Source organism: Mycobacterium sp. 852013-51886_SCH5428379 (assembly GCF_001665575.1).
Taxonomy (GTDB): domain Bacteria; phylum Actinomycetota; class Actinomycetes; order Mycobacteriales; family Mycobacteriaceae; genus Mycobacterium.
In genome coordinates this window covers 190,821-203,161 of sequence record NZ_LZSU01000042.1, presented here as the reverse complement: position 1 = coordinate 203,161, position 12,341 = coordinate 190,821, and the positions used below count along the sequence as shown (strand labels likewise).

The following is a 12,341-nucleotide window of genomic DNA, read 5'->3' as shown; positions in this document are numbered from 1 at the left end:
GTTCTTCGCGCAATAGATCGAGCATAGACAAGCAACAGACAGCGATTGATTGCATCGAGGCCGATTCCTATGGTCGATCCATGACGATTCGCGTCACCCGAACCGCCCGCCCTCGCCACTACGTCATGACCGCGCCGACCTTCTTCGCCGTCGACTATGCGATCAACCCCTGGATGGACCCGTCGGCGACGGTCGACCCGCACGTCGCCCTCGACCAGTGGGAGACCCTGCGCCGCACCTACAAGGAACTCGGCCACACCGTCGAACTGGTGGAGCCGGTCGAGGGGCTGCCCGACATGGTCTACGCCGCCAACGGCGCGCTGATCGTCGGCGACGCCGCCGTCGTCGCGCGGTTCGCCTATCCGCAGCGCGCCGCCGAGGCGGACGCCTACGCGGAGTGGATGAGCCGACACGGCTACCAGCCGGTGACCACGCGCCACGTCAACGAAGGGCAGGGCGATCTACTGGTCGCGGGCCACATTCTGTTGGCGGGGTACGGGTTTCGGACCGACCGCCGGGCGCACGACGAGATCGCCGCGCTGACAGGGATGCCCGTGATCAGCCTGGAACTGATCGATCCGCGCTTCTACCATCTCGACACCGCCCTGGCCGTTCTCGACGACACGACGATCGCGTTCTACCCGCCGGCGTTCACCGCGACCTCCCGTAACCGGCTGCGCGTACTGTTCCCCGACGCCCTCGAGGTGGCCGACGCCGACGCGATCGCGTTCGGACTCAATGCCGTCTCCGACGGCCGCCACGTCGTCCTGCCCACCGCGGCGGCCGGTTTCGCCGAACAGCTGCACGCTGCCGGTTTCGTTCCGGTCGGCGTCGAACTGTCCGAACTGCTCAAGGGCGGCGGTTCCGTCAAATGCTGCACGCTGGAGGTGCATCTGTGACCATGCTCGACCACGCCCGCCTGACCGACGCGGTGATCGCCGCCGACGCACGCCATGTCGCCCACAACTACTCCCCGCTGCCGGTGGTGGCCGCCACCGCCGAAGGCGCCTGGATCACCGACGTCGAGGGCAGGCGCTACCTCGACTGCCTGGCCGCGTACTCGGCGGTCAACTTCGGTCATCGCCATCCGCGCATCGTCGCGGCGGCGCACGCCCAGCTCGACGCCGTGACGCTGGTGAGCCGGGCGTTCCACTCCGATCGCCTCGCGCCGTTCTGCGCCGCGCTGGCCGATCTGTGCGCCAAGGACATGGTGCTGCCGATGAACAGCGGCGCCGAGGCGGTGGAAAGCGCCATCAAGGTGGCCCGCAAATGGGGTACCGACGTCAAGGGCGTGCCGGCCGGACAGGCCAACATCATCGTGGCGCGCAACAACTTCCACGGCCGCACCACCACCATCGTCAGCTTCTCCGACGACGACACCGCACGCCGCGGATTCGGCCCGTACACCCCCGGCTTCCGGTCCGTGCCGTTCGGCGATTCCCAGGCGCTGGCCGCCGCGATCGACGAGCACACCGTGGCCGTGCTGCTCGAACCGATCCAGGGTGAGGCCGGCATCATCGTGCCGCCCGACGACTATCTCCCGCGGGTGCGGGCCGTGTGCACCGAACGCGGTGTGCTGATGATCGCCGACGAGATCCAGTCCGGACTGGCTCGGACCGGACGCACGTTCGCGTGCGATCACTGGGGCGTGGTGCCCGACGTCTATCTGCTCGGCAAGGCGCTCGGCGGCGGGGTCATCCCGCTGTCGGCGGTGGTCGCCGACCGCGACGTCCTGGGCGTGCTGCATCCCGGAGAACACGGGTCGACCTTCGGCGGCAACCCCTTGGCCGCCGCCGTGGGCAGCACCGTTATCGACCTGCTCCGCACCGGTGAATACCAGACGGCAGCAACAGAACTCGGTGCACACCTCCACGACCGACTCTCGGCGTTGATCGGACACGGGGTGCTGGCCGTGCGGGGCCGGGGACTGTGGGCCGGGGTGGACGTCGAACCCCGCCTCGGCACCGGTAAGCAGATCTCGCTGGCGCTCGCCGAACGAGGTGTGCTGGTCAAGGACACGCACGGTTCGACGCTCCGCTTCGCTCCGCCCATCGTCGTCACCTCAGCCGAGATCGACTGGGCGGTAAAGCAGTTGGCCGACGTCCTGACGGACTAGTACTTCATCGTCCCGCGGTCGACGGCGATCTGCGATCCCGAAATGGTGGCAGACCCATCGCCGGCCAACCAGGCGACCACGTCGGCGACCTCTTCGGGGGCCATGAAATCGTTGAGTCCGGCATTGCCTTCCCGCGCAACGGCTTTGTACGGCATCGGCCCGAAGCTGTGCAGGAACGTCGGATGCTTGGAGAAGATCTCCATCATCGCGTCCTTCTCGACCATCGGGGTGTCGATCGAGTAGGGGTGGATCGAGTTGACCCGGATACCGAACTCGCCCGCCTCGAGCGCCAGGGAGTTGGTCAGTGCCGTCAGGCCGTGCTTGGACGCCGAGTAGTGCCCGTTGCCCGGGGTGGCCTTGAGCCCCGCCGACGAGCTGACGATGATGATCGACCCGCCGTTGCCCGCCTCGATCATCGCCGGGACGGCGGCGCGGACGGTCTTCCAGGTGCCGTTGAGGTTGACGTCGATGACGGTGTTCCACTGGTCTTCCGACATCTCCCACAGCCGGCTCCAGCTCAGCACACCGGCGTTGGCAACCACGATGTCCAGCCGGCCGAACTGTTCGACGCCGTCGGCGACCACCTGCTGCAGCGCCGCCAGATCGCGGATGTCGACCTCACGGGCCAGCACCTTGCGTCCGGTCGCCTCGACGGCGCGCACGGTCTCGGCGAGGTCCTCCGATGTGGGCGCCGGATAGGTGATCGTGTCCGACACCGGGCGGCAGATGTCGATCGCGATGATGTCGGCGCCGTCGGCGGCCAACCGCACCGCATGGGCGCGGCCCTGACCTCGAGCGGCGCCGGTGATGAATGCCACTCGGCCTTCCAACGGACCCTCAACCGATGTCACCGCTGCTCCTTTCGACGAACTGCGGACAGGCTAACAGCCGAACTGAAACGTGTTCTAGCAACGGGGGGACCGGACGGTGCTGGCCGCCCCCGGCGCGGACGCATACGATCGGCAGCAATCGATCGAAGGGGACAGCATGCCGCTCGGCGTGATCATCGGATACGACGGCTCACCCGCTGCGACGGCAGCGATCGACGTCGGCGCACAACTGCTCCCGCAGGCCCACGCCTGGGTGACCCAACTGTGGACGCCGCCCTTCGCCAGCGAGGCGCTGCGTCGCCGGCTGCGCGCCACCGCCCGCAGCGCCGGAGACCTGGTGGAGCGCACCGAGGCCGAGGGTGAGCGCGAGGCCCAGCGGATCGCCGCGAACGGAACCACGCTGGCCCGTGCCGCGGGTCTCGACGCGGAGCCGTTGGTGAAACGGTCCTGGGGCGGTGAGGGTCTGGTGCTCGCGCAGCTCGCCGAGCAGGTCGGCGCGGACGTGGTGCTGGTCGGATCGCGCGGGCTGGGCGGTGCGCAGGCGATGTTCGGCAGCGTCTCCGACACCGCCGTGCACTACGCGTCACGTCCGACGCTGGTGGTACCGCCGGCGCTGCTCGCCGACGAGTACGAGGCGCTGGCCGCCGGCCCGGTGATCGTCGGGTCGGACGGTTCGGCAGGCGCGCACGCGGCGCTCGCAGCGGCGCAACACGTCTTCACGGGCCGCGAGATCGTCGTGGTGACCGTCGGCGACGGTCACGCGGAGACAGCCGCGACCGAGGGTGTCGTCGTCGAGCAGATCGCGCCGTCGCAGGGCAGTTCGCCGAAGGCCACGGCCGAGGCACTCGCCGGGACGGCCGCGCACCGGCGTGCCGCGGCGGTCGTCGTCGGGTCTCGCGGACGTTCGGCCGTGCGTCAGGCGTTGCTCGGCAGTGTCGCCAAGGCGACGCTGCAAACGGCGCACCGGCCGGTGCTGGTGGTACCCGGCCCGTAGTCCGCGCGTAAGGACCTCAGAGCGCGTCGATGATCTCACGCCGTTTGGCGGCGTACTCCTCGTCGGTGATGGCGCCGGTGGCGCGCAAGGTCTCCAGCTCCTGCAGCCGCTGCGCGGCCGTGGGTGGAGGGGGTGCGGGCATCGGGGGCATCGGGGATGCGGGCGCGGTCTGCGCGGGCATGTGGTTGTGGGCGGCGTGCCGCACCACGGCCTGAACCTGTTCGCGCGCACCAGGATTGGCCCGCAGATCGATCATGTTGTTCATCCCGATGCCGTGCGCTTTGAGGATGTGCAGGATCTCCAGCAGCGGAGCGGCCTGCCCGGTCAGATCGTAGGTCTGGCCGTCCTCCGCGACGGTGAACGTTGCCGGCATCACGCCACTGACGAGTCCGCTTCTCTCCCAGTCGATCTGGAATTCATTGGTGGACGGGTCGACCAGCGCGACGAGTCTGCGGCTGGTGATCATCGGTAGCCGCGAGATCGAGGCCACCACCCGGTCCTGCGCGGCGAACGGGGTCAGGCCGGGACCGCTGATCTGGAGGTCGAGCTTCACCAGCGGCTGGTCGTTGATGCGGGTGCCCGTCTCGTGGATGGTGGTGACCTGCGCCAGGGCCAGGACGCCGCGGGCTTCGAGTTCTGTCTTCCTGGCTTCCGCATGTGACCCGTAGGCGGTCATCGCCAGCGCGATCAGCACGTCGGCCGCGGTGATCACGAGCCCCCACCAGAACATCCACTTCATCATCGGGTCGGCGCCGGTGGCGAAGTAGATACCGAGGAAGATAGGGCCGACGATGCCGCACAGCAACACATAGGCCTGGATGCGGATGTAGCGCCAGACTGTGGACATGGCGGTGCTCCTGTCGTTCGCGACGGCGCACTCAGCGTAACGCCATCGCGGACCACGAGCGGGGTACTTCAGCCGGCGGCGGCGCTCACCTGGTTGGCGGTGGGCGCGGCGCCGATCAGCTGGTAGAGCGGTGCGGTCCACCGGTAGCCACCGGCGGCGGACCGGGCGTAGCTGGTGTGGATGGCCACGGCCGTCGGGTTCATCGCGTCCTCGGCCTCCGGGTCGTAATCGCAGACGGCGTCGCCGAGGTCGCACACGCTCACGGTGCGTGCCGCGACGTCCAACGGCAGCGGCGCGGGCGCATGGGCGAGGATCGGCCAGTCCTGTGCGACGCCCTTACCGGCGCCGGGCACCGAGGTCACCGAACCCAGGTTGTAGGTGGCGTCGGTCGGCAGCCGGTCGCCGTCGGCGACCAGCAGCGCGGCGGCCAGGTTCGGGCTCTGGGAGAACGCCTGCAGATTGCGGTGCACCACCATCGCGCCCTGCGAATAGCCGGCGAGCACCACCTTGCTCGAGGGGCAGCGCTGGACGAACGCGGCATACTGCGCGTTGAGCGCTGCGGTGCCGGCGTCCACGCTGTTGATGAAGCCGGCCCAGCCCAGGATGCTGTCGTCGGCAGGCACGGGAGTGGCGGGGTAGTTCACGGCTTCGGCGGTCATGGTGCGGCCGTCGCGCTGGACCAACTGATGCAGGTCCTGCATCGAGTTGAAGACGACGCGGCCCATCCCGTCGTTCATCGTCACCTCGGCGCCCCGCTCCCCCGAACCGGCGGCGCCGATCCAGTGCAGATCCGGGCAGGCCGGCTGCGCTGCGGCAGTACCGGCGGTGACAAGTGCGGATCCGGCCACGGCGATGGCGCCGGCCAGCACGGCAATACGACGAAACACGAACCCCGACCCTCTCTCGGCCGTGACACGGCCACTGCCATGTTCATCGCCTCGACGGCAGGCCGCGTTACCCGCTGCGCGCCGAGATACGCAATGGCGGCATCCACTCGCACTTCTGCGCCGAAACGTTCGTTTGGACGAAAAGGGGAAGCGCACCCGGGGGGCACAACGCGAAACGGCGCCCACCCGCGAGGGTGAGCGCCGCTTCGGCGTAGAGAACTTACTTGTTGATCTTGGTCACGCGGCCGGCGCCGACGGTACGACCGCCCTCGCGGATCGCGAACCGCAGGCCCTCGTCCATGGCGACGGGCTGGATCAGCTTGACGGAGATGTCGGTGTTGTCACCGGGCATCACCATCTCGGTGCCCTCGGGAAGGGTCACCACGCCGGTCACGTCCGTGGTCCGGAAGTAGAACTGCGGGCGGTAGTTGTTGAAGAACGGCGTGTGACGGCCGCCTTCGTCCTTCGACAGGATGTAGACGCTGCCGTCGAACTCGGTGTGCGGGGTGGTGGTGCCGGGCTTGACCACGACCTGGCCACGCTCGACGTCCTCGCGCTTGATACCGCGAACCAGCAGACCGACGTTGTCACCGGCCTGGCCCTGGTCGAGCAGCTTGCGGAACATCTCGACACCGGTGACGGTGGTCTTGGTGACGCCCGGACGGATGCCGACGATCTCGACCTCTTCGTTCACGTTGATCACGCCGCGCTCCACACGACCGGTGACCACGGTGCCGCGGCCGGTGATCGTGAAGACGTCCTCGACGGGCATCAGGAACGGCTTGTCGGTTTCGCGAACCGGATCCGGGATCGACTCGTCGACAGCAGCCATGAGCTCCTGAACCGACTTGACCCACTTCTCGTCGCCCTCGAGCGCCTTGAGCGCCGAGACGCGGACGACGGGGGCGTCCTCGTCGAAGTCCTGGGCGGCCAGCAGTTCGCGGACCTCCATCTCGACGAGCTCGAGGAGCTCCTCGTCGTCGACCATGTCGGACTTGTTCAGCGCGACCAGGATGTAAGGCACGCCGACCTGACGAGCGAGCAGCACGTGCTCGCGGGTCTGGGGCATCGGGCCATCGGTGGCGGCGACCACGAGGATGGCGCCGTCCATCTGCGCGGCACCGGTGATCATGTTCTTGATGTAGTCAGCGTGACCGGGGGCGTCGACGTGCGCGTAGTGACGCTTCTCGGTCTGGTACTCCACGTGGGAGATGTTGATCGTGATACCGCGCTGACGCTCCTCGGGCGCATTGTCGATCTGGTCGAATGCGCGCGACTCGTTCAAATCGGGGTACTGGTCGTGCAGCACCTTGGTGATTGCTGCGGTCAGCGTGGTCTTGCCGTGGTCAACGTGACCGATGGTCCCGATGTTGACGTGCGGCTTCGTCCGCTCGAACTTCGCCTTCGCCACTGTGGTGTCCTCCTGGACTGTGTTGGTGCTTTCTTACAAAGCAGGTTTGGTCTTTTCAGTTGTGTGGCCCGAAGGCCCGGGCCAGGTTACTGACCCGTCGCCTTCGCGATGATTTCCTTCGACACGTTCGCCGGAACCTCGGCGTACGAGTCGAACACCATGGAGTAGTTTGCCCGGCCCTGGGTCTTCGACCGAAGGTCGCCGACGTAGCCGAACATCTCCGACAGCGGAACCTGCGCCTTGACGACGCGGGCACCGGAGCGCTCCTCCATGGCCTGGATCTGACCACGGCGGGAGTTCAAATCGCCGATCACCTCACCCATGTAATCCTCGGGTGTGGTCACCTCGACGGCCATGATGGGCTCGAGGATCACCGGCTGGGCCGCCTGGGCGGCCTTCTTCAGCGCCTGCGAACCCGCGACCTTGAACGCCATTTCCGACGAGTCGACCTCGTGGTAGGCGCCGTCGAGCAGCGTCACCTTGATGTTGACCAGCGGGTAACCGGCGAGCACGCCGTACTGCATGGCGTCCTGCGCACCGGCGTCCACCGACGGGATGTACTCGCGCGGGATGCGGCCACCGGTGACCTTGTTCTCGAACTCGTAGGTCGCGCCGTCCTCGCCGTGGAAGGGCTCCAGGGCGATGAGCACCTTCGCGAACTGGCCCGAGCCGCCCGTCTGCTTCTTGTGGGTGAACTCGACCTTGTCGACTGCGCGCTTGATGGTCTCGCGATAGGCCACCTGGGGCTTGCCGACGTTGGCCTCGACCTTGAACTCGCGACGCATCCGGTCGACCAGGATGTCCAGGTGCAGCTCGCCCATACCGCCGATGACGGTCTGGCCGGTGTCCTGATCGAGGTGCACCTTGAAGGTGGGGTCCTCTTCGGCCAGCTTCTGGATCGCCGTGCCCAGCTTTTCCTGGTCACTCTTGGTCTTGGGCTCGATGGCCACCTCGATCACCGGATCGGGGAAGGTCATCGACTCCAGCACGATCTGTTGGTTCGGATCGCACAGCGTGTCGCCGGTGGTGGTGTCTTTCAGGCCGATGACCGCGTAGATGTGGCCGGCCGACGCACGCTCGACAGGGTTCTCCTTGTTGGCGTGCATCTGGAACAGCTTGCCCAGCCGCTCCTTCTTGCCCTTGGTCGAGTTGACCACCTGGGAACCTGATTCGACAGTGCCCGAGTACACGCGGACGTAGGTCAGCTTGCCGAAGAACGGGTGTACAGCGATCTTGAACGCCAGCGCTGAGAACGGCTCGTCGACCGACGGCTTCCGGGTGATGACCTCGTCCTCTTTGCCGGGCACGTGTCCTTCCACGGACTCGACGTCCAGCGGTGAGGGCAGGTAGTCGACAACCGCGTCGAGCATGGGCTGCACGCCCTTGTTCTTGAACGCGCTGCCGCACAGCACCGGGTACAGCTCGGAGTTGACCGTGAGCTTGCGGATCGCGCCCTTGATCTCGTCGGTCGTGAGTTCTTCGCCACCGAAGTACTTCTCCAGGAGTGCCTCGTCGGTCTCGGCGACCGTCTCGAGCAGCTTGGTGCGGTACTCCTGCGCCCTGTCTGCCAGGTCGGCGGGGATGTCGGCGACCTCGTACTTCTCGCCCATCGCGGTCTCACCGCGCCAGACCTTGGCCTTCATCTCGACCAGGTCGACGATGCCCTCGAAGTCGTTCTCGGCACCGATCGGCAGCTGGATCACGAGGGGAGTCGCACCCAGCCTTTCTTCGATGGTGCGGACCGTGAAGTAGAAGTCGGCACCGAGCTTGTCCATCTTGTTGACGAAGCAGATGCGCGGCACGTCGTACTTGTCGGCCTGCCGCCAGACCTGCTCGGACTGCGGCTCGACGCCCTCCTTGCCGTCGAAGACGGCAACGGCGCCGTCGAGCACACGCAGCGAGCGCTCGACCTCGACGGTGAAGTCGACGTGGCCGGGGGTGTCGATGATGTTGATCTGGTTGTTGTCCCAGAAGCAGGTCACCGCGGCCGAGGTGATGGTGATGCCGCGCTCCTGCTCCTGTTCCATCCAGTCGGTGGTCGAGGCACCGTCGTGCGTCTCACCGATCTTGTAGTTGACGCCGGTGTAGAACAGGATGCGTTCGGTCGTCGTCGTCTTGCCGGCGTCGATGTGCGCCATGATGCCGATGTTGCGGACCTTGTTCAGGTCGGTCAACACGTCCTTCTGTGCCACAGAAGTCTTCTCTTTCGCTTGGTAGTTGCTGTTGTCTGTACGCCCCGGCCATACCGCCGCGGCGTCACGTCACCAGCGGTAGTGCGCGAACGCGCGGTTGGCCTCGGCCATCTTGTGGGTGTCCTCGCGTCGCTTGACGGCGGCACCCAGACCATTGCTGGCGTCGAGGATCTCGTTCGCCAGACGTTCGATCATGGTCTTCTCACGGCGGGCCTTGGAGAAGCTGACCAGCCAGCGCAGCGCCAGGGTGACGGAACGCTCGGGCCGCACCTCGACGGGCACCTGGTAGGTGGCGCCACCGACGCGACGGCTACGCACCTCGAGGGCGGGCTTGACGTTGTCCATGGCGCGCTTGAGGGTCACCACCGGATCGGTGCCCGTCTTGTCGCGAGCCTGCTCGAGCGCACCGTAGACAATGCGTTCGGCGAGCGATTTCTTCCCGTCCAGCAGCACCTTGTTCACCAGCTGGGTGACCAGCTGCGAACCGTAGACCGGGTCGTTGACCAGCGGTCGCTTGGGTGCGGGCCCCTTACGCGGCATCAGCTCTTCTCCTTCTTCGCGCCGTAGCGGCTGCGGGCCTGCTTACGGTTCTTGACGCCCTGGGTGTCCAGCGAGCCGCGGATGATCTTGTAGCGGACGCCGGGCAGATCCTTCACACGACCGCCGCGCACCAGCACCATCGAGTGCTCCTGCAGGTTGTGGCCCTCGCCCGGGATGTAGGCGGTGACCTCGACCTGGCTGGTCAGCTTCACGCGGGCGACCTTACGAAGCGCCGAGTTCGGCTTCTTCGGGGTCGTGGTGTACACGCGGGTGCACACGCCGCGACGCTGCGGGCTGCCCTTGAGTGCCGCGGTCTTCACCTTGGCGATCTTGTCGCGGCGCCCCTTGCGGACCAGCTGCTGGATGGTTGGCATGTACCGGCTTTCTGTGTTGCTCTGCTGTGTTCTTGGCTCTGTGTACTGCTGTCGTTCTGTGAAGTCTCTGTACTGCTAAGTCTCTGTACTGCTGTTTCCGCTCGCCGGCGACCCCCGCGTCCGGGCGTGTCGCACCCGCCTGCACCCGATCGTTTCCGATGCGTGATAGACATGCGAAGTCGCCCGGCGTGTGGCCATGCTGTCCGGATTGCCCCAGCGCATGCGCCTCGACGGCCAGGCACGATCCCCCACGATACCAGGATGGTCCGCGCCACTCCAAAATCCGTCCCCGGGGCGGATCAGCCGAGCTCGACCCCCAGGCCCGAGCGGCGTTCCATCCCCGCGGCCAGCCGCAGCACCATGTCGGTGTAGACCCCGTCGGTGTCGATGCCGTTCATCACCCCGGTCATCTCGAGCAGCACGAATCCGTGCATCGCCGACCAGAACTCCAGCGCCGCGTAGAACGCCTCCTCGCCTTCCAGGCCATAGGAGGCGAGCACGTCGATGACGGGCGCAGCCGCGGCGCGGGTGGCGTCGGTGAATTCGGGGTCGTCGCCGCCGAGCGGCATCCTGGTGAACGCCGAGTAGCGGCCCGGATGGTGGTGGGCGTAGCTGCGGTAGGCGCTGGCCACGACCATCACCGCATCGTCGCGGGACCTGCCCTGGCCGACGGTGTTGAGCATCGCGATGATGTCTGCGACCACCCGCATCCGCACGGTGCGCCGCAGGTCGTCGAGGCTGTGCACGTGGTTGTAGAGCGACGGCCCCTTGGTGCCCAGCTGGGTCGCCAGCGCGTTGATGGTCAGGGCGTCCCAGCCCTCGCGATCCAGGAACGTCAGCGCCGCGTTCACGATGGAGTCACGGCTGAGCCGGCCGGCCCGCGCAGGGCTGCGGGCCCGACCCCCCTGCGGCTCGGGCCGAGCTGACATGTCCGGTCCACCCTTCGTCATCGGTGCCCCACCGTCACCCACCCAGGCGGGGTCAGCGATGAACTCTAGCCCTCACACCCGCGCGGCCGGTCAGTTCACCCGCTCCTGGCTGAGCTGCGCGAGTTGCTCGGTGATCGTGCACAGGTCGGGCAGCATCGCCGAGTTCATCGTCTGGATCGACCAGGTTATGACGTCCCCACCCTTGGCGACGTAAATGCTGCACGCGCTGGTGTCGGAGGCCTTGAATCCGGGGTTGCCGTCCACCGACAGTTCGGTCAGCGTGCGGCCGGCCTGTTCCTCGAGTTCACGTTCGGTGGTCATATCGCTGCCCCGGTACCACCACGTCGAGATGCCCATACCGGCACCGAACGTGCCGATCATGGTGTCCTCCTGCCAGAAGCAGCCGACGTCGGAGTCGACGACCTTGGTGAACATCTTCATCCCGACGGCCTTGGTGATGTCCTCGTCGCTGACCCCGTTGCATCGGCCACTCTCGAAACCGCGCGCGACGGCGGGCGCGTCGGAATCGGCTTCCCGCGGGGCCGAGGTGCCGCAGCCGGCCAGCGCGAGCGATGCCACGACGACTCCGGCAAGGAGTCGCGGTGACGTCGACCGAGGTGTCCTGTTCACTGAGCCGCTCTCATGACCGCTCACATGTCCGAGGACAACGTGGCCGACAACAACTTCTCAGCGTCCGCGCAGGCATCTTTGTTCTCCTCATCGCGCCACTGCACCCACCAGCTGAGTACCCCGGGGCCGGCCGCGGCAGTCATCGAGCACGCCGACGGTCCGGAGGCGTCGCGGGCGACGAAGGCAGGGTGCCGCAGGACGGTGGTGTCGGTCACCTCGGCGTCGCGTTCGACGGCAAGGGCCCGCTCGCGTGCGAGGCTGCCGCTCTTGAACCAGGCGAACGTCACATCGATCATGGTCGGCCCGCTGGCCAGGACGTATTGGCACACCGCACCGCTGTAGGGGCGCAGTACCTCGTCGGCGCCGAGCGTTTCGGCGACGGTCGAATCCTCGAGCAGTCCGCAACGGTTGTCGACGTAGCCGTAGTTGCGGTCCGGGTCCGGGACGTCGGGGGCGCCCTTCTGGGCCGTCCCGTCCACGTTGCGCGCACACCCCGATAGGGCCACCGTCGCGGTGACCGCCACAGCCAGAACCACACCGCCACCGGTGACACGTCGACGCATCGAGGTTCACGGTACCCACCACCAGCGC

At 67.2% G+C, this 12,341-nt stretch carries 13 protein-coding genes; 3 read left to right on the top strand and 10 right to left on the bottom strand.

Going from position 1 to position 12,341, the window contains the following annotated elements; genetic code table 11:
- Nucleotides 1–80: 80 nt before the first annotated feature.
- On the top strand, nt 81–899 hold the full coding sequence (ddaH, locus tag A5757_RS18305) for a dimethylargininase (protein WP_066836669.1): 819 nt from the start codon (nt 81–83) through the stop codon (nt 897–899).
- Between the two features lie 2 nt (nt 900–901).
- Nucleotides 902–2,116: an ornithine--oxo-acid transaminase gene (gene rocD, locus A5757_RS18300; protein WP_066836976.1), complete on the top strand. Its 1,215-nt coding sequence runs from the start codon at nt 902–904 to the stop codon at nt 2,114–2,116.
- On the opposite strand, the gene A5757_RS18295 is transcribed toward rocD, so the two are convergent.
- Nucleotides 2,113–2,967: a mycofactocin-coupled SDR family oxidoreductase gene (locus tag A5757_RS18295; protein WP_197497379.1), complete on the bottom strand. Its 855-nt coding sequence runs from the start codon at nt 2,965–2,967 to the stop codon at nt 2,113–2,115. The two genes, rocD and A5757_RS18295, sit on opposite strands and share 4 nt — an antisense overlap.
- A 136-nt stretch (nt 2,968–3,103) precedes the next feature.
- On the opposite strand from A5757_RS18295, the gene A5757_RS18290 reads away from it, so the two are divergent.
- Nucleotides 3,104–3,940 (top strand): universal stress protein, encoded by an 837-nt coding sequence (locus A5757_RS18290; protein WP_066836973.1) that lies wholly within the window; start codon nt 3,104–3,106, stop codon nt 3,938–3,940.
- Nucleotides 3,941–3,956: 16 nt separating this feature from the next.
- On the opposite strand, the gene A5757_RS18285 is transcribed toward A5757_RS18290, so the two are convergent.
- From A5757_RS18285 to A5757_RS18245, 9 genes are all read right to left on the bottom strand, one after another.
- Nucleotides 3,957–4,787, bottom strand: coding sequence for an SHOCT domain-containing protein (locus A5757_RS18285; RefSeq protein WP_066836666.1), 831 nt, complete (start codon nt 4,785–4,787; stop codon nt 3,957–3,959).
- Between the two features lie 68 nt (nt 4,788–4,855).
- Entirely contained in the window at nt 4,856–5,674 is an 819-nt protein-coding gene (locus A5757_RS18280) for a cutinase family protein (protein WP_082929549.1), read from the bottom strand.
- A 220-nt stretch (nt 5,675–5,894) separates the two neighbouring features.
- Nucleotides 5,895–7,085 (bottom strand): elongation factor Tu, encoded by a 1,191-nt coding sequence (gene tuf, locus A5757_RS18275; protein ID WP_066836663.1) that lies wholly within the window; start codon nt 7,083–7,085, stop codon nt 5,895–5,897.
- A gap of 86 nt (nt 7,086–7,171) precedes the next feature.
- Nucleotides 7,172–9,277 (bottom strand): elongation factor G, encoded by a 2,106-nt coding sequence (fusA, locus tag A5757_RS18270; RefSeq protein WP_082929548.1) that lies wholly within the window; start codon nt 9,275–9,277, stop codon nt 7,172–7,174.
- 69 nt (nt 9,278–9,346) lie between these two features.
- Nucleotides 9,347–9,817, bottom strand: coding sequence for a 30S ribosomal protein S7 (gene rpsG, locus A5757_RS18265; RefSeq protein ID WP_066836661.1), 471 nt, complete (start codon nt 9,815–9,817; stop codon nt 9,347–9,349).
- Entirely contained in the window at nt 9,817–10,191 is a 375-nt protein-coding gene (rpsL, locus tag A5757_RS18260) for a 30S ribosomal protein S12 (protein WP_007167812.1), read from the bottom strand. Before rpsL ends, rpsG begins: the two co-directional genes overlap by 1 nt.
- Nucleotides 10,192–10,490: 299 nt before the next feature.
- Nucleotides 10,491–11,120, bottom strand: coding sequence for a TetR/AcrR family transcriptional regulator (locus A5757_RS18255; protein ID WP_066836659.1), 630 nt, complete (start codon nt 11,118–11,120; stop codon nt 10,491–10,493).
- A gap of 90 nt (nt 11,121–11,210) precedes the next feature.
- On the bottom strand, nt 11,211–11,699 hold the full coding sequence (locus A5757_RS18250; protein WP_156618524.1) for a DUF3558 domain-containing protein: 489 nt from the start codon (nt 11,697–11,699) through the stop codon (nt 11,211–11,213).
- A 71-nt stretch (nt 11,700–11,770) separates the two neighbouring features.
- The gene (locus A5757_RS18245; protein WP_066836655.1) at nt 11,771–12,313 is read right to left on the bottom strand and encodes a DUF3558 domain-containing protein; all 543 of its coding nucleotides are present in this window, start codon (nt 12,311–12,313) and stop codon (nt 11,771–11,773) included.
- Nucleotides 12,314–12,341: the final 28 nt, after the last annotated feature.